Annotated in this window: 29 protein-coding genes; 16 read left to right on the top strand and 13 right to left on the bottom strand. The window is 63.8% G+C overall.

The window, feature by feature from the left end; all coding sequences use genetic code 11:
- Positions 1-250: 250 nt before the first annotated feature.
- The 3 genes from ltrA to petA form a co-directional block, all read right to left on the bottom strand.
- Positions 251-1,627 carry a group II intron reverse transcriptase/maturase gene (gene ltrA / locus P6U29_RS09825; RefSeq protein ID WP_407117409.1) on the bottom strand — a complete coding sequence of 459 codons (1,377 nt, stop codon included), beginning with the start codon at positions 1,625-1,627 and terminating at the stop codon, positions 251-253.
- Between the two features lie 468 nt (positions 1,628-2,095).
- A complete protein-coding gene (fbcH, locus tag P6U29_RS09820; RefSeq protein ID WP_407117408.1) occupies positions 2,096-4,168 on the bottom strand; it encodes a cytochrome b/c1 in 2,073 nt (690 codons plus the stop codon).
- Positions 4,169-4,230: 62 nt separating this feature from the next.
- Entirely contained in the window at positions 4,231-4,761 is a 531-nt protein-coding gene (petA, locus tag P6U29_RS09815) for a ubiquinol-cytochrome c reductase iron-sulfur subunit (protein ID WP_407117407.1), read from the bottom strand.
- Positions 4,762-5,038: 277 nt separating this feature from the next.
- On the opposite strand from petA, the gene P6U29_RS09810 reads away from it, so the two are divergent.
- From P6U29_RS09810 to P6U29_RS09790, 5 genes are all read left to right on the top strand, one after another.
- Positions 5,039-5,515 carry a tRNA (cytidine(34)-2'-O)-methyltransferase gene (locus P6U29_RS09810; RefSeq protein ID WP_407117406.1) on the top strand — a complete coding sequence of 159 codons (477 nt, stop codon included), beginning with the start codon at positions 5,039-5,041 and terminating at the stop codon, positions 5,513-5,515.
- Positions 5,512-6,144, top strand: a complete 633-nt coding sequence (gene queE, locus P6U29_RS09805) for a 7-carboxy-7-deazaguanine synthase (protein ID WP_407117405.1) — start codon at positions 5,512-5,514, stop codon at positions 6,142-6,144. Before P6U29_RS09810 ends, queE begins: the two co-directional genes overlap by 4 nt.
- A gap of 15 nt (positions 6,145-6,159) precedes the next feature.
- Positions 6,160-7,047, top strand: coding sequence for an oxygen-dependent coproporphyrinogen oxidase (gene hemF, locus P6U29_RS09800; RefSeq protein WP_407119285.1), 888 nt, complete (start codon positions 6,160-6,162; stop codon positions 7,045-7,047).
- 5 nt (positions 7,048-7,052) lie between these two features.
- The gene (locus P6U29_RS09795) at positions 7,053-7,796 is read left to right on the top strand and encodes an HAD family hydrolase (protein WP_407119284.1); all 744 of its coding nucleotides are present in this window, start codon (positions 7,053-7,055) and stop codon (positions 7,794-7,796) included.
- 325 nt (positions 7,797-8,121) lie between these two features.
- Positions 8,122-8,331 (top strand): DUF2158 domain-containing protein, encoded by a 210-nt coding sequence (locus P6U29_RS09790; protein ID WP_407117404.1) that lies wholly within the window; start codon positions 8,122-8,124, stop codon positions 8,329-8,331.
- Positions 8,332-8,527: 196 nt separating this feature from the next.
- On the opposite strand, the gene P6U29_RS09785 is transcribed toward P6U29_RS09790, so the two are convergent.
- The gene (locus tag P6U29_RS09785) at positions 8,528-9,001 is read right to left on the bottom strand and encodes a MarR family winged helix-turn-helix transcriptional regulator (RefSeq protein ID WP_407117403.1); all 474 of its coding nucleotides are present in this window, start codon (positions 8,999-9,001) and stop codon (positions 8,528-8,530) included.
- Between the two features lie 96 nt (positions 9,002-9,097).
- On the opposite strand from P6U29_RS09785, the gene P6U29_RS09780 reads away from it, so the two are divergent.
- From P6U29_RS09780 to P6U29_RS09760, 5 genes are all read left to right on the top strand, one after another.
- Positions 9,098-9,466, top strand: coding sequence for an antibiotic biosynthesis monooxygenase family protein (locus tag P6U29_RS09780; protein WP_407117402.1), 369 nt, complete (start codon positions 9,098-9,100; stop codon positions 9,464-9,466).
- Positions 9,467-9,493: 27 nt separating this feature from the next.
- Positions 9,494-9,946 (top strand): hypothetical protein, encoded by a 453-nt coding sequence (locus tag P6U29_RS09775; protein ID WP_407117401.1) that lies wholly within the window; start codon positions 9,494-9,496, stop codon positions 9,944-9,946.
- Positions 9,947-10,076: 130 nt separating this feature from the next.
- The gene (locus P6U29_RS09770; RefSeq protein WP_407119283.1) at positions 10,077-10,721 is read left to right on the top strand and encodes a cation transporter; all 645 of its coding nucleotides are present in this window, start codon (positions 10,077-10,079) and stop codon (positions 10,719-10,721) included.
- 573 nt (positions 10,722-11,294) lie between these two features.
- Positions 11,295-12,281: a cysteine synthase A gene (locus P6U29_RS09765; protein WP_407117400.1), complete on the top strand. Its 987-nt coding sequence runs from the start codon at positions 11,295-11,297 to the stop codon at positions 12,279-12,281.
- On the top strand, positions 12,196-12,879 hold the full coding sequence (locus tag P6U29_RS09760; RefSeq protein ID WP_407117399.1) for a class I SAM-dependent methyltransferase: 684 nt from the start codon (positions 12,196-12,198) through the stop codon (positions 12,877-12,879). The genes P6U29_RS09765 and P6U29_RS09760 overlap by 86 nt, the downstream gene beginning before the upstream one ends.
- On the opposite strand, the gene P6U29_RS09755 is transcribed toward P6U29_RS09760, so the two are convergent.
- Positions 12,771-13,844 (bottom strand): ABC transporter substrate-binding protein, encoded by a 1,074-nt coding sequence (locus P6U29_RS09755; RefSeq protein WP_407117398.1) that lies wholly within the window; start codon positions 13,842-13,844, stop codon positions 12,771-12,773. The genes P6U29_RS09760 and P6U29_RS09755 overlap by 109 nt on opposite strands.
- 121 nt (positions 13,845-13,965) lie before the next feature.
- Positions 13,966-14,760: a dienelactone hydrolase family protein gene (locus tag P6U29_RS09750; RefSeq protein WP_407117397.1), complete on the bottom strand. Its 795-nt coding sequence runs from the start codon at positions 14,758-14,760 to the stop codon at positions 13,966-13,968.
- Positions 14,761-15,165: 405 nt separating this feature from the next.
- Between P6U29_RS09750 and P6U29_RS09745 the strand changes: the two genes are divergently transcribed.
- The 3 genes from P6U29_RS09745 (at position 15,166) to P6U29_RS09735 (ending at position 16,418) form a co-directional block, all read left to right on the top strand.
- On the top strand, positions 15,166-15,381 hold the full coding sequence (locus P6U29_RS09745; protein WP_407117396.1) for a dodecin family protein: 216 nt from the start codon (positions 15,166-15,168) through the stop codon (positions 15,379-15,381).
- A gap of 162 nt (positions 15,382-15,543) precedes the next feature.
- The gene (locus P6U29_RS09740) at positions 15,544-15,855 is read left to right on the top strand and encodes a hypothetical protein (RefSeq protein WP_407117395.1); all 312 of its coding nucleotides are present in this window, start codon (positions 15,544-15,546) and stop codon (positions 15,853-15,855) included.
- Between the two features lie 233 nt (positions 15,856-16,088).
- Entirely contained in the window at positions 16,089-16,418 is a 330-nt protein-coding gene (locus P6U29_RS09735; RefSeq protein WP_407117394.1) for a GcrA family cell cycle regulator, read from the top strand.
- 573 nt (positions 16,419-16,991) lie between these two features.
- Here P6U29_RS09735 and P6U29_RS09730 read toward each other — a convergent pair.
- The 7 genes from P6U29_RS09730 to P6U29_RS09700 all read right to left on the bottom strand — a co-directional run bounded on the left by P6U29_RS09730 (position 16,992) and on the right by P6U29_RS09700 (position 21,013).
- Positions 16,992-17,171 (bottom strand): hypothetical protein, encoded by a 180-nt coding sequence (locus P6U29_RS09730; protein WP_407119628.1) that lies wholly within the window; start codon positions 17,169-17,171, stop codon positions 16,992-16,994.
- 258 nt (positions 17,172-17,429) lie between these two features.
- Positions 17,430-17,735 carry a hypothetical protein gene (locus tag P6U29_RS09725; RefSeq protein ID WP_407117393.1) on the bottom strand — a complete coding sequence of 102 codons (306 nt, stop codon included), beginning with the start codon at positions 17,733-17,735 and terminating at the stop codon, positions 17,430-17,432.
- Entirely contained in the window at positions 17,698-18,198 is a 501-nt protein-coding gene (locus tag P6U29_RS09720; RefSeq protein WP_407117392.1) for a TSUP family transporter, read from the bottom strand. The genes P6U29_RS09725 and P6U29_RS09720 overlap by 38 nt, the downstream gene beginning before the upstream one ends.
- Positions 18,195-19,451 carry a CCA tRNA nucleotidyltransferase gene (locus P6U29_RS09715; RefSeq protein WP_407117391.1) on the bottom strand — a complete coding sequence of 419 codons (1,257 nt, stop codon included), beginning with the start codon at positions 19,449-19,451 and terminating at the stop codon, positions 18,195-18,197. Before P6U29_RS09715 ends, P6U29_RS09720 begins: the two co-directional genes overlap by 4 nt.
- A gap of 10 nt (positions 19,452-19,461) precedes the next feature.
- On the bottom strand, positions 19,462-19,725 hold the full coding sequence (locus P6U29_RS09710) for a DUF6111 family protein (RefSeq protein WP_407117390.1): 264 nt from the start codon (positions 19,723-19,725) through the stop codon (positions 19,462-19,464).
- Positions 19,722-20,405 (bottom strand): CoA pyrophosphatase, encoded by a 684-nt coding sequence (locus P6U29_RS09705; RefSeq protein WP_407117389.1) that lies wholly within the window; start codon positions 20,403-20,405, stop codon positions 19,722-19,724. The genes P6U29_RS09710 and P6U29_RS09705 overlap by 4 nt, the downstream gene beginning before the upstream one ends.
- On the bottom strand, positions 20,402-21,013 hold the full coding sequence (locus P6U29_RS09700; protein ID WP_407117388.1) for a DUF1285 domain-containing protein: 612 nt from the start codon (positions 21,011-21,013) through the stop codon (positions 20,402-20,404). The genes P6U29_RS09705 and P6U29_RS09700 overlap by 4 nt, the downstream gene beginning before the upstream one ends.
- 271 nt (positions 21,014-21,284) lie before the next feature.
- Between P6U29_RS09700 and P6U29_RS09695 the strand changes: the two genes are divergently transcribed.
- Genes P6U29_RS09695 through P6U29_RS09685 form a run of 3 tightly spaced genes read left to right on the top strand, consistent with a single transcriptional unit; the run spans position 21,285 to position 26,034 of the window.
- The gene (locus P6U29_RS09695) at positions 21,285-22,283 is read left to right on the top strand and encodes an AAA family ATPase (RefSeq protein WP_407117387.1); all 999 of its coding nucleotides are present in this window, start codon (positions 21,285-21,287) and stop codon (positions 22,281-22,283) included.
- Complete coding sequence (locus P6U29_RS09690) at positions 22,283-23,227, top strand: DUF58 domain-containing protein (protein ID WP_407117386.1); 945 nt, start codon at positions 22,283-22,285, stop codon at positions 23,225-23,227. Before P6U29_RS09695 ends, P6U29_RS09690 begins: the two co-directional genes overlap by 1 nt.
- Positions 23,224-26,034, top strand: a complete 2,811-nt coding sequence (locus P6U29_RS09685) for a DUF4159 domain-containing protein (RefSeq protein WP_407117385.1) — start codon at positions 23,224-23,226, stop codon at positions 26,032-26,034. Before P6U29_RS09690 ends, P6U29_RS09685 begins: the two co-directional genes overlap by 4 nt.
- Positions 26,035-26,061: the final 27 nt, after the last annotated feature.

Here is a 26,061-nt window from a genome sequence, read left to right as displayed (position 1 = left end):
GCATTTTGGCGGTTGGGAGGGCGTGAGGCAATCGCCGCACAAACAAACTCTCGTGCCCCGGATGCTGCGCAGCACGGAGACCTTTGCACTGTGGTGCGCTGCTGATCCGGGGCCCAACCCGCGCATTCTGGGTCCCGGCTCGCGCTTCGCGCGTCCGGGACACGGATCCAATCGGGATAGGGGGAAGCCTCGCGGCTTCTCCCCTCCCACACCACCGGACATACGGGTCCGTATCCGGCGGTTCGGTAGATTATGCTGGTTGCTGTGCCGCGACGGAAGCCAAGCCGAGTGCCCTGAAGAACGCGATTGGCATGGCGATGGTGAGCGCGGGGCTGTTCGCGAGCCGCCAGGGGCCATGTGGGTTGCCGACGGTTTGTGCCGCCAGATTCCGGCCGATGCCGCGACGTCGCAACTCGGCGAAGCGGGTGCTCCCACGCTTCCATTGCTTCCAGGCGATGGCGCGCAACCGCCGCCTAGTCCACTCATCAAGTGCCTGCAACACCGACGGCGTTTGGCAGAAGCCAAAGTAGCCGCGCCATCCCTTGAGATAGACCGACAGCTCTTTGACGATCTGCGCGAGGCTTCGGCCGCACGTGCGCCGCGTCAGCTCCCGGACTTTCGCTTTGAAGCGGGTGAGTGCCTGGGGCGCGATGCGCCGCCGCGGCTCTGTCCCGCCGGTGAATCTGAAGCCCAGGAACTTGCGAACGCTCGGTTTGGCAACCGCGCTCTTGGCCTTGTTGATCTTGAGCTTGAGGCGCTTTTCCAGGAACTTCTCGATGCCCGCCAACACCCGCTCGCCCGCCTTCTGACTGCGCACATAGATGTTGCAGTCGTCGGCGTAGCGTCCGAAGCGATGGCCGCGCTTCTCCAGTTCCTTGTCCAGTACATCCAGCATCAGATTCGACAATAGCGGCGAGAGCGGGCCGCCCTGCGGCGTGCCCTCGTCCGTCGAACTGACCAGCCCTCCTTCCATCACACCCGCATTCAGGAACGCGCGGATGAGCTTCAGGAGGCGCTTGTCAGTGACCCGCTTCGCGACCAGCCCCATCAGGATGTCGTGGTTGACCCGGTCGAAGAACTTCTCCAGATCGATGTCCACGACAACGGCGTGCCCGGACGCGATATACGCCTGCGCCCGTTCCACCGCCTGATGTGCCGAGCGGCTCGGCCGGAAGCCGAAGCTCGCCTCGGAGAACGTCCCGTCCCAATCCGCCTGCAGCACCTGCAGCACCGCTTGCTGGATGAAGCGGTCGAGCACCGTCGGGATGCCGAGCGGCCGCAGGCCACCCGACGCCTTCGGTATCTCCACCCGCCGCACCGGTTGTGGCTTGTAGGTCCCGTCAAGCAACTGGGCGCGGATCGCGAGCCAGTGCTCCTTCAGGTGGGCCGGCAACTCGCCGACAGTCATCCCGTCGACGCCCGCCGTCCCCTTGTTGCGCGTCACTTGCGCCAACGCATTCTTCAGATTCTCACGCTCGACCACTGCTTCCATCGTCGGCCCTGCGACCGCCGGGCGTTCAAGACTGGTCTTCGCCGCGCTTGCTTCGATCTCTCGGGCGGCGGCGCTTTGGGCTTCACCCTCCGCGCCGGTGCCCGAGTTCAGTTCGACCTGACTTTTCTGTCGCATGGCTCGCGCGAGATGGACTGCTCTACTAACCACTTCCACCGTTCGGGCCTTCGGCGGCGCGCCGCCGCCTACTATGCCCTCGGCTGACTTCTGCGCTGCGGTCAGGCCGCCTTACGGCCGCCTCAGTCCCGTTACCGGGACACAGCGCAGACCTCCCGAGGTAAGACCGACCGCCTTCACCGCACGCCCGCCGGATTTACCACCCCGACCTTTGATGACCATGGACTTCGCAATCATGTGCTTGCTCGTCCGGCCGGGTAGGCCTCATTATCCGGTTCTTGTCCATCGGGTCGCGGCTTTGCCCCGCGCTGTCTTCAGACCCCATCTCGCGATGACGCCCTTGCGCTTCGCTAATCCTTCGCCGTCATCAGGCTGGATAGAGGACTTCCACCTCCAAGCTGTCGTCATACTCGGCACACACAAAAAAGCCCCCTCGCGGGGGCTTCTTCATTTCTCGTCTCGCGCCGATCAGTGCGAGGCGGCCCAGACCTTCTTTTTGGTGAAGTACATCAGGCCCGCGAAGATGATCAGGAACACGAATACCTGGAAGCCGAGGCGCTTGCGCGCTTCCATGTGGGGCTCGGCGGTCCACATCAGGAACGTGGTGACGTCCTTGGCGTACTGCGCGACCGTGGTCGGCGAGCCGTCGTCATAGGTCACTTGGCCGTCGCTGAGCGGCTTCGGCATCTTGATGGCGTGGCCCGGGAAGTACTTGTTGTAGTACGAGCCCTCCGGGATGGTGACGCCCTCCGGCGCCTTCTCCTCGAAGCCCTGAAGCACCGCCGCGACATAGTCCGGACCCTGCTCCTGGTACTGGGTGAAGAAGTCGAAGACGAACCAGGGGAAGCCGCGCTTATAGGAGCGCGCCTTGGTGATCAGGGACAGGTCGGGCGGCGCCGCACCGCCGTTCGCGGCACGCGCAGCCTGCTCGTTCGGGAATGGCGAGGGGAAATAGTCCGCCGGCCGGCCCGGACGCTCGAACATGTCGCCCGCATCGTTCGGACCATCCTTGATCTTGTAGTCCGATGCGAAAGCCGCCGCCTGCGCTACCGAATAGCCTGGGCCGCCGGGCTCGGCGAGGTTGCGGAAGGCGACATAGGACAGTCCGTGGCAGCTGGCGCAGACCTCCTTGTAGACCTTCAGGCCGCGCTGCAGCGCGCCGCGATCGAACTTACCGAAAGGGCCCGCGAACGACCATTTGTTCGCCGGCGGCGTGTCGCTGCCCTCAGACGCCTTCGCGCTGTCGATCGAGCCCGCGAACAATGATCCGGCGAGCGCCAGCACGATCGCGGTCGAGACCATCGGCGTCGCCCTGCTGCCGGTTTTGGCGAGGACGGCATCCGAGATCGAGTTCGGCACCGGCCGCGGCTTCTCGATGCGCGCGAGCAGCGGCAGCACGATCAGGAAGTAGGCGAAGTAGCACACCGTCAGGACCCGGCCGGCAATGACGTAGATGCCTTCCGGCGGCTGCGCGCCGAGATAGCCGAGCAGGATGCAGACCACGACGAAGATCCAGAAGAACTGCTTGGCGAGCGGGCGATATTTCGACGACCTGGTCCTGGCGCTGTCGAGCCAGGGCAGGAAGCACAGGATGATGATCGCCCCGAACATCGCGACGACGCCGGCGAGTTTATTCGGGATCGAACGCAGGATCGCGTAGAACGGCAGGTAATACCATTCCGGCACGATGTGCGGCGGCGTCACGCCTGGATTCGCCGGAATGTAGTTGTCGGCGTCGCCGAGATAGTTCGGCATGTAGAAGATGAACCAGGCGTACAGCAGCATGAAGCAGGCGACGCCGAACATGTCCTTGATGGTGGCATGCGGCGTGAACGGCACCGTGTCCTTTTCCGTCTTCGGCTCGACGCCGTCAGGATTGTTCTGACCGGCGACGTGCAGCGCCCAGACGTGCAGTACGACGACGCCCGCGATCACAAACGGCAAGAGATAGTGCAGCGAGAAGAAGCGGTTCAGCGTCGGGTTACCGACCGCATAGCCACCCCACAGCAGCGTCACGATGCTCTCGCCGACATAGGGAATGGCGGAGAACAAATTGGTGATGACGGTGGCGCCCCAGAAACTCATCTGGCCCCACGGCAGCACGTAACCCATGAAGCCGGTCGCCATCATCAGGAGGTAGATGATGACGCCGAGGATCCACAACACCTCGCGCGGCTCCTTGTACGATCCGTAGTAAAGGCCGCGGAACATATGGACGTAGACGGCGACGAAGAACATCGAGGCGCCAACCGCGTGCATGTTGCGCAACAGCCAGCCGTAGTTCACGTCACGGACGATCAGCTCGACCGACTTGAAGGCGAGATCGGCTTGCGGCGTGTAGTGCATCGCCAGGATCACGCCGGTCAGGATCTGCATCGCCAGCATGAAGGAGAGGATGGCGCCGAAAGTCCACCAATAGTTCAGGTTGCGCGGGGTGGGATAGGCGACGAAGGAGGAGTGGATGAGACCAAAGATCGGCAGACGCCGCTCGATCCATTGCAGGGCCGGATTGCTCGGCTGGTAGTCGGATGGTCCGCTCATGATGCGATCCTGAGGAAATAAAACGACGAGACGGCGCGAAGCTTCGGACGATAGTCCGAGGCTCAGCCGATCTGGATTTTGGTGTCGGAAACGAACTGGTACGGCGGCACCGGCAGGTTCGCGGGCGCGGGCCCCTGGCGGATGCGGCCGGACGAGTCGTACTGCGAACCATGGCAGGGACAGAAGAACCCGTCGTAATTGCCCTCATGGGCGATGGGGATGCAACCGAGATGGGTGCAGATGCCGATCACGACCAGCCACTGCTCATGGCCCGGCTTGACCCGGGCCTCGTCGGACTGCGGATCGGGCAGGCTCGCCACGTTGACGGCGCGCGCCTCGTCGATCTGCTTCTTGGTGCGGTGGCTGATGTAGATCGGCTTGCCGCGCCAGAACACCTTGAGGTCCTGGCCCTCGGCGATCGGGCTGAGATCGACCTCAATCGGCGCGCCGGCGGCGATGGTCGAGGCATCCGGATTCATTTGGGAGATGAAGGGCCACAGCGCAGCCGCGCCCCCTACTGCTGCAGCTGCCCCCGTTGCAACGAATAAGAAATCACGGCGTGTCGGATGGTCCGCCGAAGACGCTGTCGTCACGATTCCAACCCTTTCTTCTTATGCGACCGGTGGAACCGCTCCGGGGGGCGCCCATGAGGTCCCCGGAAAGGCTGCCGGCGCCCGCGGCCCCCGCGGCGGCAGAACTTTGCTTGCTCACGCCCAAACGGGGAAAACAGCAGTCCAGAATCGTTCTATTGGCACCCTTGCCGGGCGAGCGCAAGCCCGCTATCGGCGCGGGAGCGTGCATTGCACGAATTCCCGGGGATGCGATGTTTTATTGAGACATTTTGCGCCCGCAACCAGCCCGCCACCGCCCATGCAGATAGCGCTTTTCCAGCCTGACATCCCCCAGAACACCGGCACGATTCTCAGGCTCTGCGCCTGTCTGGGTATGCCCGCCCATATCATCGAGCCCGCCGGTTTCCCCTTCTCCGACCGCTTGTTCCGCCGGGCGGGAATGGATTATCTCGACCATGTCAGCGTGACCCGTCACGACTCCTGGACGAAATTCGAGGACTGGCGCGCAGGCCAGGGCTACCGGCTGCTGCTGTTCACGACCAAGGCCGCCACCGACTACCGCGATTTTCGTTACCAGAGCTCGGACATCCTGCTATTCGGGCGCGAGAGCGCCGGCGTCACCGACGCGGTGGTCGAGGCCGCCGATGCGCGCCTGGTGATCCCGATCAAGGCGGGGCTGCGGTCGCTCAATGTGGCGATGAGCGCGGCGATGGCCGCAGGAGAGGCGCTGCGGCAGATCCGGAACGCCGAAGAAGGATTGAGGAGAGAGACTTGAGTTACGCGGTCAAGGAAATCTTCCTGACCCTGCAAGGCGAAGGCGCCCATGCCGGGCGCGCGTCCGTGTTCTGTCGCTTTGCCGGCTGCAACCTCTGGAGCGGCCGCGAGGCCGACCGCGGGGAAGCGACCTGCAAGTTCTGCGACACAGATTTCGTCGGGACCGATGGCACCCTCGGCGGCCGCTACGGCTCGGCCGCGGAACTCGCCGACACCATCGCCGCGCAATGGGCGGCATCGACCGACAACCGCTACGTGGTTCTGACCGGCGGCGAGCCGCTGCTCCAGGTCGATGCCGCGCTGATCGACGCGCTGCACGCGAGAGGTTTCGAGATCGGCGTCGAGACCAATGGCACGATCGCAGCTCCTGAGGGGCTCGACTGGATCTGCGTCAGCCCCAAGGGCGGCAGCGAGCTGGTCCTGCGGCGCGGCCACGAGCTGAAGCTGGTCTATCCCCAGGCGCTGGCGATGCCCGAAACATTTGAGGATCTCGCCTTCGAGCGCTTCTCGCTGCAGCCGATGGACGGGCCCGAGGTCATCGAGAACACCGCGCGCGCGATCGACTATTGCCTGCGCCATCCGCAATGGCGGCTGAGCGTGCAGACGCACAAATCGCTCGGCATCAGGTAGGACGCGGGAATGCAGATGGACGTTACGGCAATCGAAGACCGCAAGGCCCGCGCCCGCGCCTGGTTCGAGCGCTTGCGCGACGACATCTGCGCGAGCTTCGAGCGGCTCGAGGACGACGCACCGCAAAGCCTCTATCCGGGCGAAGCCGGCCGCTTCAAGCGTACGCCCTGGCAGCGCACCGACCACACTGGCGCGGCCGGCGGTGGTGGGGTGATGTCGATGATGTATGGCCGCCTGTTCGAGAAGGTCGGCGTGCACTGCTCGACCGTGCACGGCGAATTCGCCCCCGAGTTTCGCGCCCAGATTCCGGGCGCCGCGGAGGATCCAAAATTCTGGGCCTCCGGCATCTCGCTGATCGCCCATATTCGCAATCCGAACGTGCCTGCCGTGCACATGAACACGCGCTTCGTCGTCACCACAAAAGCCTGGTTCGGCGGCGGCGCCGACCTCACGCCGGTGCTGGAGCGAAGGCGGACACAGGACGATGCCGACAGCGTTGCCTTCCACGCCGCGATGAAACAGGCCTGCAGCCAGCACGACAGCGTCGCCGATTACGACAAATACAAGAAATGGTGCGACGAGTATTTTTACCTGCCGCACCGGAAAGAGGCACGCGGCATCGGCGGCATCTTCTATGACTGGCACGACAGCGGCGACTGGGATGCAGACCTCGCCTTCACCCAGGACGTCGGCCGCGCCTTCCTGAAGATCTATCCCGAGATCGTGCGGCGCAATTTCGCGACAAGCTGGACCGCGACGGACCGCGAGGAGCAACTGATCCGGCGCGGCCGCTATGTCGAGTTCAACCTGCTCTACGACCGCGGCACCATCTTCGGACTCAAGACCGGCGGCAATGTGGACTCGATCCTGTCGTCACTGCCGCCGGAGGTGAAGTGGCCGTGACCACAATGAAGCCCGCCGCAAAGCCGCTCCCCCGCGCCATGCTGATTGACATGGACGACACCATCCTGTCGGCCTATGGCCGGCCCGAGATCGCCTGGAACACGATCACGGCCGAGTTCGCCGAGGAACTGGCGCCGCTGCCGCCGCCGCAAGTCGCAACTGCGGTGCTCGCTTTCGCGCGAAACTTCTGGGCGAACGCGGAACCGGCGTGGCGGATGAAGCTCGCGGAGGCCCGTCACCTCACGGTGAAGGGCGGTTTTGCCGCACTCGCGGCGGCCGGCCACCGCGCCCTTCCCGACGACCTCGCCATTCGCCTCGCCGACCGCTTCACCGCCTATCGCGAGGAGGAGATGTTCGTCTTCCCCGGCGCGCATGAGGCGATCGACCGGTTCAAGGCGCTCGGCATCAAGCTCGCGCTGGTGACCAACGGCGCCGCGGACATGCAGCGCGCCAAGGTCGAGCGTTTCGAGCTGGCGCACCGCTTCCACCACATCCAGATCGAAGGCGAGCACGGCTTCGGCAAGCCCGAGGAGCGCGCCTATCTGCACGCGATGGAGGCGCTCGGCGTCACCCCTGAGGATACCTGGATGATCGGCGACAATCTGGAATGGGAGGTCGTGACGCCGCAGCGTCTCGGCATCTACTCGATCTGGATGGACGTGCATGGCGAGGGCCTGCCCGAAGGCTCGACGGTCAAGCCCGACCGCATCATCCGATCGCTCGGCGAGCTGCTGCCTGACCAGACGTAGCCAGGCGCGACAACAAAAATGGCGAAAACAACCCCATGCACAGTAGCCAGCCGCTGCAAAATCAAAGGCTTACGGATTTTACGAATCGCCTTTGACTCGTCGGGCAAAACAGGGGCATATTGCCATCGTCGCGGGACTTGCGAAGCTTCTGCGTGAGCCGCCTCCGCAACCAGTGCCTGCCGAACCAGCCGATCACGAGCGCGCGCAGCTGAGATCGTAGCGCAACGCGCCGGCGGAATTTCCGGTGCGCGCAGCCGGCGTGATCGGCATGTCATGACGGCCTGTTAGCCTCACGGCCGCGTCGATCAACCCGAAAGGACAATCCATGGATCTGAAAGCCGGCGATGTCGTGATGCTGAAATCCGGCGGCCAGCCGCTGACCGTCGCGGAGGTGAAGGAAAACGAGGCGCTCTGCCTATGGATGGGCATGGAAGGCGATCTGTTCCGCGAGACACTGCCGCTCGCCGTGCTCGTGCAGGTCGAGGAAGATGAGGACGAGGAAGAAGACGAGGATGAGGAGGACGACGAAGAGTAGGGACGAAGACCACATCCTGAACGGAGCGCTCCGCTCCGGCGCTTCCGATGTCCGCTTCTCTGCCAGCAATGATGCGATGGCGGCCATCGGTGGATGTCGCAGAAGGGCCAGATGCGGGAGTGAGGCGTCGGTCGAACAGACCAGGACCAATTCAGGAGGCACGACGCGTCCCGGAACTCCCGGGCTCGCGGAGTGATCATTTCAGATCATCTGGATCGTTGCTCTCCAGTTTCTTCCGAAGAGCCGTGACCACGCGGTGAACGGCTTGCAGGTCCTTGATCGCGAGTCCTTCCGAAAGGCCGTTGACCCACGGCGCCTGCAAAGCCATGGCGGCATCGAAAGCGCGCCGTCCCTTCTCGGTCAAGACGACAAGTTGGGCGCGCCGATGGTGGGGGTTGGCCTCGAACGCCACCAGCCCTTCCGCGTGCAGATCGTTGACGATCCGCTGCACGTTCTGACGATTGGCACCGAGATCGCGGGCAAGCCATGCGACTGGCTGGGATCGCTCGGCGTGAACAATTGCGCCAAGGATTTGCCAGCGCGCGCTCGTTAGCCCAAGCCGGGCCACCAAGCGGTCGCCTGCGGTCAACAGCAGACTATTCAGCCGGAACAGGTCGAGCATGAAGTCGGTCAAAGCATCGCCGGCCGGCGTTCGCTGGGATTTCAGCATCTGTCACCACAATGTGATATTGACATCATTATGTCAATTTCATATCTTGAGCATCGTACCATATTGACATCATGCACCCAAACCCAGGAGGCTTTCATGTCGTTCCTGCGCCCTCTCGACCCCACCTTTCCGATCGATCGCCAACTCGGCATCGATGCCGGTCCCGTTGTGCTGGTGAATGTCTTCACACTCGACAATGCCGACGAGCAAAGCTTCCTCCAGGTCTGGCAGGACGACGCTGCCTTCATGAAGCGGCAGCCCGGCTTCATCTCCACCCAGCTGCACCGCGCGATCGGCGACAGCCCGACCTACCTGAACTATGCCGTCTGGGAATCGACCGCCCATTTCCGCGCCGCGTTCACGCACCCTGAATTCAGATCGAAGGTCTCGGCTTATCCCTCTTCCGCCGTCGCTTCTCCTCACCTGTTCCAAAAAGTCGCGGTGCCGGACATCTGCGTCGCGTGATCGCCCGGCACGCGGTGGAGTTGGACAATGGCCAAGATTCTTCATCCCATGGCCGGCGCGACGGCACTGGTGATGATTGCAACCTTATGGATCTCCACGGTTCTCACGGAAGTGCTTGCGTCACACGCGAGCGTCACGGTGATCAAGACGGCGATACCGTGGGCTTCCTGCTATTGGTCCCGGCGCTGCGGTGACAGGAGGTTCTTCCTCGCCAAGGAAGGGCGCGCCGGACTCATCGATGCGAAGATCAAACGCATGCCTTTCGTCGCCGGCAACGGCATCCTCGTTCTGATTCCTGCCGCCCTGTTTCTCGCTTCCAACCGAGTTCGACTCGACGTTCTATGCAGTGCAGACGCTCAAACTGCTTGCCGGGCGACAAACATCTTTCTTCTCCGCCTCAATATGAGGGACGGCTTCAAGATGAAGGGGCGATTCCGCGCCAGCCGACGCGATCGCTTCAACGCCCATCCTGTGGTGTGAGGCCACCGCGAAGCGCCGCGCTCACGACCAGAACTGGAAGATTATACAATTTCCGAAATACATGAATTATGACTTCACACGCGCAGAAGGTAGTCTGGCGGCTCCAGCCAAACGGGACTACTCTGACGGTATGAAGGATTGCTGTTGTGCCCCGCCGCCACTCGATCTAGGCGGCAAGCAAAAGCGGAACGAAGCCTTCCGGCGCGTCCTCTGGGCGCTGCTGCTGATCAACGCCACTATGTTCACTGTGGAGATCGCAGCTGGATTGGCTGCTGGTTCGGCATCCCTCCAGGCCGATTCCCTCGACTTCCTTGGGGACGCGGCGAACTACGCCATAAGCCTGCTGGTCGTCGGAATGGCGCTTCGGTATCGCGCTTCCGCCGCGCTGGCAAAGGGCGCGACGATGGGCGTGTTCGGCCTGTGGGTTATCGGAACCGTTATTTGGCACTCCCTGCACGGGACCCTTCCCAGTGCATTCACGATGGGTACCGTCGGCCTGGCGGCATTGGCGGCCAACGCTGCATCGTTCGGATTGCTTTGGACTTACCGAGAAGGCGAAGCGAACATGCGGTCGGCATGGATTTGCACGCGCAATGACGTGCTCGGGAACGTCGCGGTGCTGCTGGCCGCGGCAGGCGTCTTCGGAACGGGGACGGGCTGGCCGGACGTTACGGTGGCCGCGATCATGGCCGTACTCGCGATGCAAGGCGCATTCCTGGTAATCATGCAAGCAGTTGCCGAATTGCGCTCGGGATCGCTCGCGATGGCGGAATAGTCTGCAGCAGACTGATTTCCGTCTCGGGGGCAAGATGCGAAGAACCCAGCACGATTTCGGTGTAGGGGCATAAGCACTCGACGGAGTCGCGGCTATTCCCTTCCGCTCTGGCTCAATGAACCGACGGTCTAAAGCTACGTCCGGGCTTCGTGTTCGAGCCAGATAGAACGAGAACAATGCTTAGCGGCGCAAGCGATGGGGTTCGCAGGGCTCTCCCCATCCTACGCGCTACAACGGATTAACCAATCTGGACCTATGCCACCCAGCCGTTCCGGCAAGACGCTGGCACCATCAGCTCGCCCCTTAATCAGTTATTGCTGCAATTTCCTTAGGTCGGACGACAGCATTTGGCCAATGTCGATTTGGCCGGCGCGTCCGGGCTCACCTGCTGACGTGCCCAGCACGACCGCGATCTTCGCCTTTGGTCACACTCCGAAATGAAACACGGTGTGGGAATAGAATTGCCGATTTGGTGGGCTGGACGCCAAAGTCGTTGCTCATATCGCCTGAACTAGAGAACGGAATTGTCCGCTGAGCAGCCTAAAGTTGCGGAAGTGCAAAGGTGGGCAGGCGATGAACGGTATCCGAACGGGATTTTTGGACTCCATCGGCAACACGCCATTGATCAGGCTGCGAATGGCGTCGGAGGCCACAGGCTGCGAGATCTACGGCAAGGCCGAGTTTCTCAATCCTGGTGGATCGATCAAGGATCGCGCGGCCCTCGCCATGGTCAACGATGCTGAGCGACGCGGCAAGCTCAGGCCGGGTGGCGTCATTGTCGAAGGCACAGCGGGAAATGTCGGCATAGGCATTGCGCTCGTCGCGAATGCACGCGGCTATCGAAGCGTGATCGTGATGCCTGACACACAAAGCCAGGAGAAGAAGGATATGTTGCGGTTGTGTGGTGCGGACCTGCGACTGGTCCCCGCCGTTCCGTATTCAAATCCTGGTCATTACGCTCGTTATTCCGGTCAGCTCGCCGAAGAACTCGGTGCATTCTGGGCTAACCAGTTCGACAACGTTGCCAATCGCGAGGGCCACTACCGCACGACCGGGCCGGAGATTTGGGAACAAACGAACGGAAAGATTGATGGCTTTACCTGTGCTGTCGGCAGCGGCGGGACTTTGGGTGGGGTTGCGCGAGCCCTCAAGGAGCGCAATCCGGCCATCAGGATTGCGCTCAGCGATCCCATGGGGGCCGCTCTCTATAACTGGTTCACCAAGGGAGAACTCGCGACCGAAGGAGACTCGATCACTGAAGGGATAGGACAAGTGCGGGTGACCAGGAACCTGGAAGGCACGCCAATTGATGCAGCGTATCAGATCACGGACGAGGAGGCGTTGCCCATTCTATTCGATCTGATCGAGCATGAAGGGCTTGTGCTCGGTGGATCGAGCGCCATCAACATTGTTGGAGCGATGCGACTAGCGCGCGACCTCGGTCCGGGCAAGACCATAGTGACCATCCTTGCGGATGGCGGACAACGCTATCAATCCAAACTGTTCAACCCGGAATTTCTGCGCAAGAAGAACCTGCCCACCCCACATTGGATGGGATAGCAACCGGCATCGAGAGCCCCGGCTTCGGCCACAGGCAGACATGCCGAACAAACTCGACATTCCCAGACTGCCGGGCAATGATTTGAGAATGGACCAGGTCAAACTCTTCCCCATCCTTAGCCAAGAGGAAATTCGGGTCCGTGCCTGGGCGGAGGTTCGGGAAGCGTTGGAGCTTCAGCTCGCTCCGCGAGGCCGGCGCGCCTTGGAGGCAGTCACGGTTCGTCCTGGTGAAAGCGTATTGGACATAGGGTGTGGTGGGGGCGAGACAGCGCTTGACCTTGCCCGCGCGGTTGCGCCGGACGGCTCAGTCCTCGGGATCGATTTGTCGAGCGAGGTGCTGAGGTTTGCGCGGCGAGCGGGGAACGGATGCAGGCGACTCCGCTTCGTTCAAGGAGACGCGCAAGTTTTCCCATTCGAACCAGCCTCATTCGACGTCGCCTTCTCGCGATTTGGCGTGATGTTTTTCGCCGATCCAACTGCAAGCGGACATCATTCGATCACCTCGTCGGCGCCAGCGAGGAGTGTCGGCGTCATCTCGAGGCTGAGCGCTTTGGCAGCCTTCAGATTGATGACCAACTGGAATTTGTTGGGCCGATAGATCGGGATGTCGCCCGGCTTGGTCCCGTTTAGGATCTGATGCACGTCGATGGCCAGGCGCTGGGCAAGCTCGCCCAGATCCGGCGCATAGCTCATCAGCCCACCAGAATCCACATAGTCGCGAAAGGGATAGATGATCGGAAGATGAAGCTTCCCGGCGAGTTCGGCAATGGAGTCGCGTCGTGCCAAAAAGGTGCCGCTCGCGTCAACCATGGCAGCGTCGAATTGCTGTGAGGTCATCTCGAAGGCGCGACGGAGTTGCGCATCATTTACCTCCGGGAGGAAATTCCAGGTCAGCACGATGCCTAGGCCGTGCCCCGCTTTCTGAAGCGACAATCCTAGTGAGGTGTCAATAAAGATACGGGACGACGTCAGGTAAGCGACCTTGGCGACCAAGGGCACCGCCTCCTTCAGAATTTGCAGGCGCTTGGCGACGATTTCGTAGCCTGCATCGATGCTAACGCCCGTAAGATTGCCTCCGGGATGCGCGAGGTTTGCAACCAATCCTGTCGCGATCGGGTCTCCCATGATCGCAACAATCGGTATCGTTGTGGTGGCCGCCGCGAACGCTTCGATGAGATCGTTAAGATTTACAACGATCACCTGCGGGTCGCGGCCAACGACGGTGGCAGCAAGAGAAGCAAAATGTTCGGAGCGACCCTCTGCGGAATAACGCTCGACGACGATATTGGCTCCTTCCGCATAACCCAACCCGCGCAGCGTTTCATGAAACCGCCGTACCCAGAAGGGACCCGCAGTCTCGGTCAGCTGAGCAGCGGGAATGCCCGAATGAACAAACGCAATCCGGTGCTGCCGCGGGGCCCGCTGCGCCCAACCAGCGAGCGGCCAAGCCGCTGTCGCACCGCTCAGAAGCCTGATGAACTCCCGTCGCTGCATCGCCAATCCCCGACGCTCCCAACCCGAAGCATAGGCAATTTTTTGGTGCAGGTCCAAGCGCGCGTCCATTCTAGGACGTTCTTTGTCCAGGCTGCAGCAAGCTCACCGCACCATCTTGGTGCCTGATGCCTACCCTGATCCGGTTTGGCCCGCCGCAAAGTGCGAAACTGCCCTGCGGTGGCCCTTTTGATTATTTTTGGAGGTTTGCGGCAAAGAACTTGGCTGCTTCGGCCGTCGCTTCCTGATCAGCTTTGGCGTCGTATCTGAGCGGCAAATTGAACTTCTTGCCGAGTTCGGTCGCTTCGGGGTTCGTGAACGCGTGCACGGCGCCGGGATATTCGATGATCCGGTAATCGGCCTTCGCTGCGTCGAAATCCTTCTTAAGCGCATCGTACTGCTCGCGCTTCACGAACGGATCGTCCGCACCGTTCAGAATGAGGATTTTAGCTTTGACGGTCCCCGGCGCCGGTGCAGGAGTATTGAGACCGAGTGTTGCGTGAACGCCCGCAACGGCGGCGAGATCAGCGCCGGCGCGTCCCATGTTCAGCACCACCGCGCCGCCGAAGCAGTAACCAACAGCGCCGATCCGCTGGGGATTGACCGAAGCCTGCTTGGCGAGTTGCTCCCGCGCTGCGTTGAAGCGCGCCTCCATCGCCCTCGGGTCCTTCATCACCGATCCCGAGAGCGCGCCGGCGTCCTTCGGGTTGTCGGCAGTCTTGCCGTCGCCGTACATATCCGCAATGAATGCTGTGTAGCCCTGCTCCGCGAATTTCCGCGCCTCGTCATGGGTATGCTTGGTGATGCCCCACCATTCGGGCACCATGACGATGCCGGGCCGCTTGGCCTGGGTCGCGTCGTCGTAGACAACGAAGCCCTTCATCGTGGTCTCGCCATCCGTGTAGGTGACCGGCTCTTCCCTGACCGCTGCCTGTGCGCTCGCGACCATTGCGATCGCGCAAAGTGCTCCCACTATGTTCGTTCGCATGCTGACCTCCCGCGGTTTTGGCACAACACAAATTGGCATACCAGCGACTACTGCGCTAGGCTTTGAAAGCGATGCAGGTGCCCTCGGTCGCGGCGCCTACTCCAAGTTTCCGGACCTTCAGGTTAAGGCGGAGCGTGCCGACCTGCGGTTGGCCGTTGTTGTGTGAGTGATGATACTGATGTCGCCCTTGGGCCAAACAGGAAAGTGACAGCCAATCGGACCCTTTCCCATCTACCCGCTATGAGCGGATACGATGGCGCTTGTCCAGCAAGTTAGCCCAGGCCAAGGCTGCCCTCCGCCAAAGGCAGTTTGTCCTTCCCCGGCTCGGGGCGACATCCCCGAAACTGTATCGCCGTCAATATCCAGGTGCTAGATTTCCCTGCTCCTACCGGACAGGAGGACGACATGCCTGACAGCGTCTACAAGGTCATTGAACTGGTCGGTACCAGCGGCGACTCATGGGAAAAAGCGGCCGCCAACGCGGTCGAGCAAGCTGCAAAATCTCTCCGGGATCTCCGCATTGCAGAGGTCGTCAAGCTCGATATGCAGCTGGATGACAACGGAAGAGTCGAGGCCTATCGCGCCAAGCTCAACGTATCGTTCAAGTTCGAAGGCTCCTGAGCCTCAGCACCTCGCTCCCGTTTGGAGGGCGAGGATGACTCAATGGAAAAGGCGCGTTGCCTCCGTCCAACCGGACGCTGCGATCTAACTCGGAAGTAGGCTCTGGTCCGCTTGGGACCGATGTGCTTTGATGCATGCGGGCGTATGGCGCGTGGTGGCCTCATGTACATGGTCATTCGCAAATACACCAAGGTTCGTTCGGTAGCGGATGCCGCTCGCCGCGCCAAGAGCGGCGTCGGCGAGATCCTAAGGCAATCGCCCGGATTCAGATCTTACTATGTGCTGGATGCGGGCGGCGGTGTTGGTATTGCCGTGATGATCTTTGATGACCGTGAAAGCGCCAATGCAGCGAACGCCAAGATACTGGCGTTTGTTCAGGCGAGTCTGCATGACCTCGATCTTGGAGATCCCGAAATCGCTGCCGGCGAAGTCTTGGTGAACATAGAGCCAAATGGATCCTCGGGCACAGAGTAGCTGCAAACGGCACCAGTTGCCTGGTGGGTGTTGCCCCTTGCTGATGTTGTCGAACTGATCTCACTGCCACGTTTGCAGCGATCGCGCCTGGAGATGCGCGTGCCGTCCCTCCGATGAAGACGAGATGAGGAGAAGACGAGGAGGAAGATGACGCTAACGAACCGGCGGTCGTGCGCGAGCCGGACGAAGTCTGGACTAGCGCGTGCTCGGCAGTCCGCGATATATTATCTCCCATGGGCTGGGATGCGAAAGACATAGCGCTCCTCAATAGGCTCTGGTCCGAAGGACAGAGCGCGGCGCAGATCGCGCGCCGTCTCGGGTGCAGTCGTAACGCGGTCTGCGGCATGCTGACCCGTCACGGCCTGAAGCGCGGCCACAAGCCGCCCACTGCAAGACCCAAGATAAGGTCGGCCCCGAAGCTGAGGCCGACGTCGTCGACAGACTGCGCCAATCCAATCGCACAGAAGGTGTCGCGGAACACAGCGGAGAGGCAGCAGCCCAAGGAATTCAGCAAGCAGCAGCTTTACGCCATTCTGGCTGAGGCGGTCAGAAACACCGGCTAAGAGTTCACCGCCAACGTCGCTGCGCTTGCGCCAGTTCCTCGCCCAGCTCGACGGTTCGGCTGTCGTGTACCTTGCCAAGCCTTCGTGTCCTCGGCTGTGGGTCATGAAGTGATGTGGCGCTGCCACATCGGCGCGGCAGATAACAGGCAACGCCCGAGACATTCGTTTCAACTCAGACGGCAGCTCCGGCCAGCAAGAAAGCGCCGCCGAGCGCGACCATCGCAAGTCCGGGCCAGTTCGATCTGATGCCGAAGCCGCTACCCGGCCTTTCAGGTTCCAGCGTGTCACGCCCGGAGCGAAGCCACTTTCCACCGCTGAATCGGCCTCGCCAGATGGGTTGAAACGCCATTTGGAGAACGCCTCCGAAAACAAGGAGCACGCCAAGCCATATCAGAGTCATGCTCACCTCCTCTACCCGCGAACGGTTGCTGCGCCGAGAACCGTCTTGCATTCCGCGTCTGCCCGCTGCTCTCGGAATCAGACCGACCTTGACCATCGCCGGACGCACCAGCGCGCCGCACGCAGGCCTGGGATCGCACTCACCGAAGCTCAGGCTGCGTCTAAACGTCCTGCCTAGTCCTCGTCCGGCTCGCGCACGACCGGCGGTTCGTCGGCCTGGTCCTCATCGTCTTGCTCTTCCTCTTCGTCCTCTTCATCATCATCATCAGGATCTCGGGGCGGCATCGTGTTGGGCATGATCGCGAAGACATGCCGGTCGACCCTGGCGGGAACCAGCTCGGGGAGTTGGGTCATGTTGCTGCTCCTCGGATGTGACCCTGGGCACTCTACTCCTTTTCGGCGGAGCCGACACGAAATTGGCGGCCAGCGCGAACAAGGTCCGGCCTCTCTCGGGCGAGGGTCCGAGTTCGTCGCATTCGAGACATCAGCCGCCGATGACGACCAAGCGGGGCGACTTTCGGTTTGGGATCGCAAGCCGACATTTGCGGGTGCACGCCCCGAAGGAGTTTCGCTCCGCGGTCCAGGGGCGAATGCCGATTGGGCCGGCGTCATCTAAGCGATGAGCTGCCTCGCCGCCGCCGAGATCATCACCAGCCCGCCCGTGATCACCGCAACATCCAGGATCGCCGTGTGGATATGCACCGGCATCCGCTCCACGAAAGCCTTGGCGAGGAACGCGCCAGGGATCGCAATTCCCCCGATCAGCAGCGCGAAGGCGAGCACCTGCGCGGTCACGGCGCCGGCGAGGCCGAACACCGAGATCTTGATGAGGCCGGTGCCGAGCGAGATCATCGCGTCGGTCGCGATCACGGCGGCGCCTTCAAGGCCGGCGGCCATCAGGAGCGAGAGCAGGATCACACCTGAGCCCGAGGTGCCGCCGACCAGCACACCATAACCAACTGAGCCGGCGGCGAGCCCGCCGTTGCCGATCTTGACTGTCGGCGGCGGAGCACGCGGCGCAGCGCACGCTCAGGATCAGCATGGTGCCGATCACGAGCGCCGCGCCGGCATTGGTGAGGCGCGTGTAGCCATAGGCGCCGAGGGCGGTGGTCAGCGCCGCGCAGGCGAGCACGATCAGCGCGCGGCGGCGGTCGGCATAGCGGACATAGGCAAGAGCGCGGCTCGCATTGGTCAGCATCGCGGAGATCGCGATGATCGGCACCACCGGCTCGGCGCCGACCAGCGGCACCAGCACCAGCGGCATCAGGGCGCCGGTGCCGTAACCGGCGAGACCACCGATGATCGAAGCAAACAACGCCACCAACGCGACCAGCAGGAGCTGGAAAATCGAGATGTCGGCGAAGCCTGAGACGATGGTCACGTTCTCTCATCGCGGCTGATGCGAGCCGCAGCTTGATCGGCGATGGCAGCGAGCGCGGCTTCCTCTAGTGGAAAATCCGCAGCAAGCCAAGCGTCCTCGGCGAGTGTCAACACATGTCCGAGCGCGGGTCCTTCGGTCAGGCCGCGCGCGATGAAGTCGGCGGCCTTCAGCGGAAATTTCGGCGCAGTCCAGCGTTGCGGCAGCTCGGCGAGCGCACGCCAGCGCGGCGAATGCACCTCACCGGCAGCGCGCGCCCAGCCGAGCAACACGCGATCGTGATAGCGCTCGGCACCGAGTCGGTAGAGCAGCCGCCGTGCATCGGCCTCGTCCTTGGTGGCCAAGCGCCACCAGCGGTGGCCCATCGAATCCAGCGCCTTGGTTTCCGCATTGGTGAGCCGCAAGCGCGCGGCAACCCGCTTGGCATCTTCGGTCACGGCGACCGTCAGCGCGGCCAGCCGCCGCGTGCTGCTCGCGTCGAGGCCGAGCTCGCGCTCGATCGCGATCATCGTCGCCAGCGGGCCCGTATAGACCACGCCGCCGGTCAGCGCCTGCAGCAATCCGCCTTCGGCCATGGCCTGCACGGCCGCGGCTGCACCGCCGGCCACCAGCAGCTTCAGCATCTCCATGCGCACCCGCTCGGCCGAGAGATTCGCAAGGCCCGCGCGTCCGCGGATGCAGGCGAGATAGCCGTCGCGGTCGGGCTCGCCGGCACCGAAGGCGGCGTGGATGCGGAAGAAGCGCAGGATGCGCAAATAATCCTCGGCGATGCGCTGGTCGGGATCGCCGATGAAGCGCACGCGACGGGCTTTGGCATCCGCGATGCCGCCGACATAGTCGTAGACGACACCGCTCGCATCGACCGACAAGCCGTTCATGGTGAAGTCGCGCCGCTCGGCATCCTTCACCCAGTCGCGGCCGAACGCGACCTTGGCCTTGCGGCCGAAGGTCTCGGTATCCTCGCGCAGCGTCGTGACTTCGTAAGGCTTGCTGTCGATGACGAGCGTGACGGTGCCGTGGTCGATGCCGGTTGGCACGCCCTTGATGCCGGCGGCCTTGGCGCGCCGCATCACCTCCTCCGGCCGCGCCGTGGTCGCGATGTCGATGTCACCAGGCTTGAGGCCGAGCAGTGCATTGCGCACGGCGCCGCCGACCACCCGCGCCTCCTCGCCATCAGCGCCGAGCAGTTCCAGGACGCGCGCGGTCCCGCCTGCGGTCAGCCAGGACGCATGGGCAAGTAAAGGCTCCGCGCTCATCGGTCGGTCCCTATTTTTCCGCGCCCGGCACGAGCTTGCCGTTCTCGATATGGGCGGGAACGTAGGTCGAATCCGGCGGCGCGCCGGAGAAATGCGCGAGGCCGATCAGGCCCGCGATGACCAGCGCGAGCGCGACCAGGACGAGCCGCGCGACGATCGCGACCGGCCAGGAGGATCGCGCGAACAGGCCGGAGCGCGTGGCGGCCAGGAACAGCGCATAGACGGCAAAGGGAATGAGGAAGATTCCGATCTCGGTCAGAACCGTCCGGATCATGATGAATAGATCCGCTCATACAGCACACGCAGCATTCCCGCCGTCGCCCCCCAGATGTAGCGTTCCGCGAACGGCATCGCGTAGTAGGACCGCGCCATGCCGCGGAATTCCTTGCTGTGCACCTGGTGGTTCACCGGGTTCATCAGGAAGGATAGCGGCACCTCGAAAGCATCATCAACCTCGGAATGGTTGATGCTGAGCGAAAAGCCCGGCCTGACCCTCGCGACCGTCGGCAGGATGCGGAAGCCGAAGGCAGTGCCGTAGAGATCGAGATAGCCGAGCGGTTCGATGAAGTCTCTGGAGAGCCCGATCTCCTCCTCGGCCTCGCGCAGCGCCGCATCGAGTGGCGAGGCATCGGTCGCGTCGATCTTGCCGCCGGGAAACGCGATCTGGCCGGCATGGTCGTTGAGATGCGCCGAGCGCTGCGTCAAGAGGATGGTGGGCTCGGGATGGTCGACCACCGCGATCAGCACCGCTGCGGGGCGCACCGGCTGCTCGCGCGCAATGATTTCGAGCATCTTGTCGGTGCCGGGATCGCCCGAGGTGGGGATGATGTTGGGATCGTAGAGGCCTGGCGGCACGTCGAAGCCGAGCCTCGCTCTGGAGCGGGCGAAGAAATCCGCCGCGCCTAAGATGGCGGGATCACCCTCAGCCTCGCTCTTGGGGATAGGCTTGTTCAAAGCGCGGCCCTCACCTGCTCCGCATCGGCCATGGCGAAGAATTCGCCGGCCGACTCGACACCGAACATCGGCTGGCCATCGACCATCCGCTCCTCGCCCATGTCAACCAGATCGTAATAGAGCGCGCGGGTGACCTTGGCCCAGAGATCGGCACGGACGTGCAGGTAAGGCGTCAGCCCGCCGTCCTGCGCCTGCTCGAAACGCAGCCGGTGCGCGGCATCGCAGGTGACCCAGTCATCGACATTGGTGCGGAAGCGCAGCATGCGATGATGGCCCTCGCCGTCCTTCTGCATCTCGACCGCCATGAACGGCGCATCATCGACGCGAATGCCGACCTTCTCCACCGGCGTGACCAGGAAATGCTTGTCGCCCTCGCGCTTGAGGATGGTCGAGAACAACCGGACCAAGGCAGGACGGCCGATTGGCGTCCCCAGATAGAACCAAGTACCATCGGACGCGATTCGGATGTCGAGATCGCCGCAAAACGGCGGATTCCACAGATGCACCGGAGGCAGGCCCTTTTTGGCGCCTTCGGCATTGGCGGCGCTTTTGGCGGCGGCAGTCAGCCCTTCAAGACCGCGATCGGCGCTCTGCCCTTGGTTCGCCATGGTTTGCCCTGACTTTGTGATTGGCACGATTGGTGCAGGTCTACGTTGTACTCAGGTGTGCGGTTCCATCCGGAATGATCCGGAGTGGAGGTCGCCACTTCGTGATGCCGTACATACCCCGAAGCCGATAAGGTGGGGATAGGTTAATTCAACGAATACATGGCCTTCCTGCAAGTCTAGCATAGGGCCCATGACCTGACGTGATGACCTGACGTGACGTGCTGACCTGACGATGCAAGCAAGCCGCGTGGCAGGCTGAAGGAGCGAGCGAATGGCGGAGAGTGTCGAGAAACTCGAGGACGGGATCGTCCGTTCGGCCGAGCAGGTGTCGAGCCAGATTCGCGCGGCCAAGGACGCGATCGGCTCCGTCATCTTCGGCCAGGATCGCGTGATCGAGAACACGCTGGTCACCATCCTCTCCGGCGGCCATGCGCTCCTGATCGGCGTGCCGGGTCTCGCCAAGACCAAGCTGGTCGAGACGCTCGGCGTCACGCTCGGTCTCGATGCCAAGCGCATCCAGTTCACGCCCGACCTGATGCCGTCGGACATCCTCGGCGCCGAGGTGCTGGACGAGAGCACCGCGGGCAAGCGCGCCTTCCGCTTCATTGCCGGTCCCGTCTTCGCGCAGCTCCTGATGGCCGACGAGATCAACCGCGCGAGCCCCCGCACGCAATCGGCGCTCTTGCAGGCGATGCAGGAGCAGCACATCACCGTCGCCGGTGCGCGCCACGATCTGCCGAAGCCGTTCCACGTGCTCGCGACGCAAAACCCGCTGGAGCAGGAAGGCACCTATCCGCTACCGGAAGCGCAGCTGGACCGCTTCCTGATGGAGATCGACGTCGACTATCCCGATCGCGATGCCGAACGCCGCATCCTGTTCGAGACCACCGGCGCTGAGGAGACGCTGGCCAAGGGCGCGATGACGCCCGATGCGCTGATCACCGCGCAGCGGCTGATCCGTCGCCTGCCGGTCGGCGATTCCGTGGTGGAGGCGATCCTGTCGCTGGTGCGCTCGGCCCGCCCGGGTCCGGACGCCGGCGAAGCCGGCAAGTTCATCGCCTGGGGACCCGGCCCGCGCGCCAGCCAATCCTTGATGCTGGCGGTGCGCGCGCGTGCGCTGATCGACGGACGTCTCGCGCCCTCGGTCGACGACGTGCTCGACCTCGCGGAACCCGTGCTGAAGCACCGTATGGCGTTGACGTTCCAGGCGCGCGCCGAAGGGCGCACGATTCCGGACGTGATCCGGCAATTGAAGACACGGATCGGTTGATGGCAGCAGAGAACGGGCACGCAGCGAAGGAGACACTGGCGATCCGACGTGCCGATGGCGAAAGCCGCACGCTCGCCGCTTCGCTGCCGCGCCTGGTGCTCGAGGCCCGCCGCGTCGCCGCCAACGTCATCCACGGCCTGCATGGAAGGCGCCGCGCCGGCTCCGGCGAAAATTTCTGGCAGTACCGGCGCTTCGTCTCGGGCGAGCCGGCGCAGAACGTCGACTGGCGCCGCTCGGCGCGCGACGATCATCTCTATGTCCGCGAGCTCGAATGGGAAGCCTCGCACACGGTCTGGATCTGGCCGGACCGCTCGCCCTCGATGGCGTTCGCCTCGAAGAGCGCGCGCGAGTCCAAGCTCGAGCGGACGCTGATCGTCGCCTTCGCGCTCGCCGAGCTGCTCGTCGCCGGCGGCGAGCGCGTCGGCATTCCCGGGTTGATGACGCCGACCGCAAGCCGCAGCGTCATCGACAAGATGGCGCAGGCGATGCTGCATGACGATGCCGACCGGCTGAGCCTGCCGCCGTCCTTCGTGCCCGCGGCGCTGGCCGAGATCATCGTGCTGTCGGATTTCTGGTCGCCGATCTCCGAGATCAGGACGACCCTCGCAGGGCTCTCCGGCTCCGGCGCGCATGGCGCGCTGGTGCAGGTCGTCGATCCCGCCGAGGAATCGTTCCCCTATTCCGGCCGTATCGAGTTCGTCGAGCCCGAAGGCTTCGGCGTGATCACCGCCGGCCGTGCCGAGAGCTGGGTTCAGGACTACACCGCGCGGCTCGCGCTACATCGCGACCAGATCCGCGCCGAGACCAACAAGCTGGACTGGCTGTTCACGACGCACGCGACCGACCGCTCGGCCGCCGAGCTGCTCTTGTTCCTGCATGCGGGCATGCAGGTGAGCAAGTCGGGCGCCCGCACCACGACGATCAAGGCAGGGCCGGCTGCATGATGGGATTGCCGCTCGCCTTCACTCAACCGCTGCTCCTGATCGGCCTCGTCAGCCTGCCCGTGCTGTGGTGGCTGCTCCGCGTGATGCCGCCGCGGCCGCGCCGCATCGAGTTTCCGCCGACGCGGCTGTTGTTCGACATCGCACCAAGGGAGGAGACGCCCTCGCGAACGCCGTGGTGGCTGACTGCGCTCCGCCTGCTCGCCGCCGCGCTGGTGATCTTCGCCGCCGCCGGCCCGATCTGGAATCCGCAAACGGGCCTTGCCGGCAGCAAGGCGCCGCTGATGATCATGTTCGATGACGGCTGGAGCGCCGCATCGCACTGGGACGTCAGGATCAGGACCGCCGACGAGCTGATCGCCAATGCCGACAACGACCGCCGCGCCATTGCGCTGGTGCCGCTGTCCGAGCCGAACCGCGACATCACCCTGATGCCGGCGGGGGCGGCGCGCGTCGCGCTGCGGCAACTCGCGCCGAAGCCCTATTCGATCGATCGCGTCGAGACGCTGGCTGCGGTCGAGCGTTTCCTCAAAGTCACCGGCGACTGCGAGATCGCCTGGCTGTCCGACGGCGTCGACACCGGCCGTGGCGAGGACTTCGTGGCTGGCCTCGGCAAGACCATCGGCGATCGCAGCCTGACCGTGTTCGAAGGTGGCACCTCCTCACCGCTGGCCCTGGTCGCCGCCGAGAACGCCGCAGCGAAGATGACGGTGAAGGTGCTGCGCACCGACAGCGGCATCGCCGTCGGCACCGTACGCGCACTGGACCAGAAGGCCTCGCCGATCGGCGAAGCCCGCTATTCGTTCGGTCCGCAGGACAAGGAAACCGAAGCTTCGTTCGATCTGCCGGTCGAGCTGCGCAACGACATCACGCGGCTCGAGATCTCGGGCGAGCGCTCCGCCGGCGCGGTGCAGCTGCTCGACAAGCGCTGGCGCCGCCGCGCCGTCGGCATCGTCTCGGGCTCGACCAGCGAGACCGCGCAGCCGCTGCTGGCGCCGACCTTTTATCTCACCCGCGCGCTGGCCCCCTTCGCCGACGTGCGGCTCGCCGACAAGGGCTCACCGCAGCAGGGCATCACCCAGTTCCTCGACCAGAAGTTGCCGATGATCATCCTCGCCGATGTCGGCACCATCTCCCCCGAACTCCGCGAGCGGCTTAATGCCTGGATCGACCAGGGCGGCGTGCTGGTGCGGTTTGCAGGGCCAAGGCTGGCGCAGGCCGAGGACGATCTGGTGCCGGTCAAGCTGCGCAAGGGTGGCCGCACCCTCGGCGGCAGCCTGACCTGGGAGAAGCCGCAGCATCTCGCCTCTTTCGCGGGTGATGGCCCGTTTGCCGGCGTCGCGGTGCCTAAAGACGTCACCGTGAGCCGGCAGGTGCTGGCCGAGCCCGACGCCGTGCTCGCCACCAAGAGCTGGGCCTCGCTGGAGGACGGCACGCCGCTCGTGACCGGCGAGCATCGCGGCAAGGGCATCGTCAGCCTGTTCCACGTCAGCGCCGACATGCGTTGGTCGGACCTGCCGATGTCGGGCACCTTCGTCGAGATGCTGCGGCGGGTCGTCGACATGTCCGGCTACACGTCCAAGCCGGGCGCCGGCGTTGCCAGCGAAGCGACCACCGAGACGGTGGCGCCGCTGCACATCCTCGATGGTTTTGGCGCCTTCGGTCCGCCGCCTGCGACTGCAAAGCCGCTGGCTGCGGATTATCGCGACCGCGCCACATCAGATCATCCGCCAGGCTTCTATGGTCCGGCAGAAGGACCGCTCGCCGTGAACACGCTTGCCGCCGCCGATCGCATCGCGGCCCTGAACACCGCGGGTCTGCGCGCCCGGCACGCCACCTACACCAATGCCGAGCCGCGCGATTTGCGCGGTTGGCTGCTGTCGACGGCGCTCGCGCTGTTCCTGATCGACGCCATCATCGTCGCGGTGCTCGGCGGCGGGATTGCCGCGCTGCTGCGCCGCCGCGCCGCGCCCGCCATGATCGTGCTCGGCTTGCTCGCGGGATTCGCATCGCTCTCGCCGATGCCGTCGCGCGCCGATGGCGTATCCGACGAGTTCGCGATGAAAGCGGTGTCGCAGACCCGCCTCGCCTATGTCGTGACAGGCAATGCCGACGTCGATTCCATCGTCAAAGCGGGGATGAACGGGCTGACGCTGTTCCTGGCCCAGCGCACGGCGCTCGAGGCCGGCGATCCCGTCGGCGTCGATCCCGCGCGCGACGAGCTCGCCTTCTTCCCGCTGATCTACTGGCCGATCGTGCCGGGCGCACCGAAGCCGCCGCAGGACGCAATCAACAAGATCGACGCCTACATGAAGCAGGGCGGCACCGTGCTGTTCGACACCCGCGACGCGATCGAGGCACCGCCCGGCGCAAACGGCGCGTCGCAGACCCCGGGCATGCAAACGCTGCGCGAGATCCTGTCGTCGCTCGACGTGCCCGAGCTCGAGCCGGTGCCGCGCGAGCACGTGCTGACCAAGACCTTCTATCTGCTGCGCGACTTCCCCGGCCGCTTCAACACTGGCCAGACCTGGGTCGAGACCTTGCCGCGCGACGAGGACGAGGACAGCGCGCAGCGTCCGGCGCGCGGCGGCGACGGCGTCTCGCCGATCATCATCACTTCGAACGACCTCGCCGGCGCCTGGGCCGTGCGGCCCGACGGCCAGGCCATGCTGCCGGTGACCGGCGGCGACACCCGCCAGCGCGAATTCGCCTACCGCGCCGGCGCCAACATCGTGATGTACACGCTGACCGGCAATTACAAGGCCGACCAGGTGCACGCGCCGGCCCTGATCGAACGGCTGGGGCAATAGAGATGCGTGTGAGCTTGAGCCATACGC

This window comes from Bradyrhizobium sp. LMG 9283 (genome assembly GCF_045571415.1).
Classification (GTDB): domain Bacteria; phylum Pseudomonadota; class Alphaproteobacteria; order Rhizobiales; family Xanthobacteraceae; genus Bradyrhizobium.
Note: the sequence above shows the minus strand (reverse complement) of the source record. Positions and strands in the feature narration are given on the sequence as shown.

Bases quoted from the DNA above. Each gene is read 5' to 3' on its own strand.
- P6U29_RS09735 (WP_407117394.1), top strand. From the start codon at position 16,089: ATGGGCTGGGATGCGAAAGACATAGCGCTCCTCAATAGGCTCTGGTCC.
- P6U29_RS09700 (WP_407117388.1), bottom strand. From the start codon at position 21,013: ATGGCGAACCAAGGGCAGAGCGCCGATCGCGGTCTTGAAGGGCTGACT.
- P6U29_RS09750 (WP_407117397.1), bottom strand. From the start codon at position 14,760: ATGCGAACGAACATAGTGGGAGCACTTTGCGCGATCGCAATGGTCGCG.
- P6U29_RS09695 (WP_407117387.1), top strand. From the start codon at position 21,285: ATGGCGGAGAGTGTCGAGAAACTCGAGGACGGGATCGTCCGTTCGGCC.
- P6U29_RS09745 (WP_407117396.1), top strand. From the start codon at position 15,166: ATGCCTGACAGCGTCTACAAGGTCATTGAACTGGTCGGTACCAGCGGC.
- P6U29_RS09810 (WP_407117406.1), top strand. From the start codon at position 5,039: ATGCAGATAGCGCTTTTCCAGCCTGACATCCCCCAGAACACCGGCACG.
- P6U29_RS09710 (WP_407117390.1), bottom strand. From the start codon at position 19,725: ATGATCCGGACGGTTCTGACCGAGATCGGAATCTTCCTCATTCCCTTT.
- P6U29_RS09685 (WP_407117385.1), top strand. From the start codon at position 23,224: ATGATGGGATTGCCGCTCGCCTTCACTCAACCGCTGCTCCTGATCGGC.
- P6U29_RS09715 (WP_407117391.1), bottom strand. From the start codon at position 19,451: ATGAGCGCGGAGCCTTTACTTGCCCATGCGTCCTGGCTGACCGCAGGC.
- P6U29_RS09790 (WP_407117404.1), top strand. From the start codon at position 8,122: ATGGATCTGAAAGCCGGCGATGTCGTGATGCTGAAATCCGGCGGCCAG.
- P6U29_RS09785 (WP_407117403.1), bottom strand. From the start codon at position 9,001: ATGCTGAAATCCCAGCGAACGCCGGCCGGCGATGCTTTGACCGACTTC.
- P6U29_RS09795 (WP_407119284.1), top strand. From the start codon at position 7,053: ATGAAGCCCGCCGCAAAGCCGCTCCCCCGCGCCATGCTGATTGACATG.
- P6U29_RS09765 (WP_407117400.1), top strand. From the start codon at position 11,295: ATGAACGGTATCCGAACGGGATTTTTGGACTCCATCGGCAACACGCCA.
- P6U29_RS09730 (WP_407119628.1), bottom strand. From the start codon at position 17,171: ATGACCCAACTCCCCGAGCTGGTTCCCGCCAGGGTCGACCGGCATGTC.
- P6U29_RS09775 (WP_407117401.1), top strand. From the start codon at position 9,494: ATGGCCAAGATTCTTCATCCCATGGCCGGCGCGACGGCACTGGTGATG.
- P6U29_RS09755 (WP_407117398.1), bottom strand. From the start codon at position 13,844: ATGGACGCGCGCTTGGACCTGCACCAAAAAATTGCCTATGCTTCGGGT.
- ltrA (WP_407117409.1), bottom strand. From the start codon at position 1,627: ATGCGACAGAAAAGTCAGGTCGAACTGAACTCGGGCACCGGCGCGGAG.
- P6U29_RS09780 (WP_407117402.1), top strand. From the start codon at position 9,098: ATGTCGTTCCTGCGCCCTCTCGACCCCACCTTTCCGATCGATCGCCAA.
- hemF (WP_407119285.1), top strand. From the start codon at position 6,160: ATGGACGTTACGGCAATCGAAGACCGCAAGGCCCGCGCCCGCGCCTGG.
- fbcH (WP_407117408.1), bottom strand. From the start codon at position 4,168: ATGAGCGGACCATCCGACTACCAGCCGAGCAATCCGGCCCTGCAATGG.
- P6U29_RS09760 (WP_407117399.1), top strand. From the start codon at position 12,196: ATGGCGGACAACGCTATCAATCCAAACTGTTCAACCCGGAATTTCTGC.
- P6U29_RS09770 (WP_407119283.1), top strand. From the start codon at position 10,077: ATGAAGGATTGCTGTTGTGCCCCGCCGCCACTCGATCTAGGCGGCAAG.
- P6U29_RS09740 (WP_407117395.1), top strand. From the start codon at position 15,544: ATGTACATGGTCATTCGCAAATACACCAAGGTTCGTTCGGTAGCGGAT.
- P6U29_RS09690 (WP_407117386.1), top strand. From the start codon at position 22,283: ATGGCAGCAGAGAACGGGCACGCAGCGAAGGAGACACTGGCGATCCGA.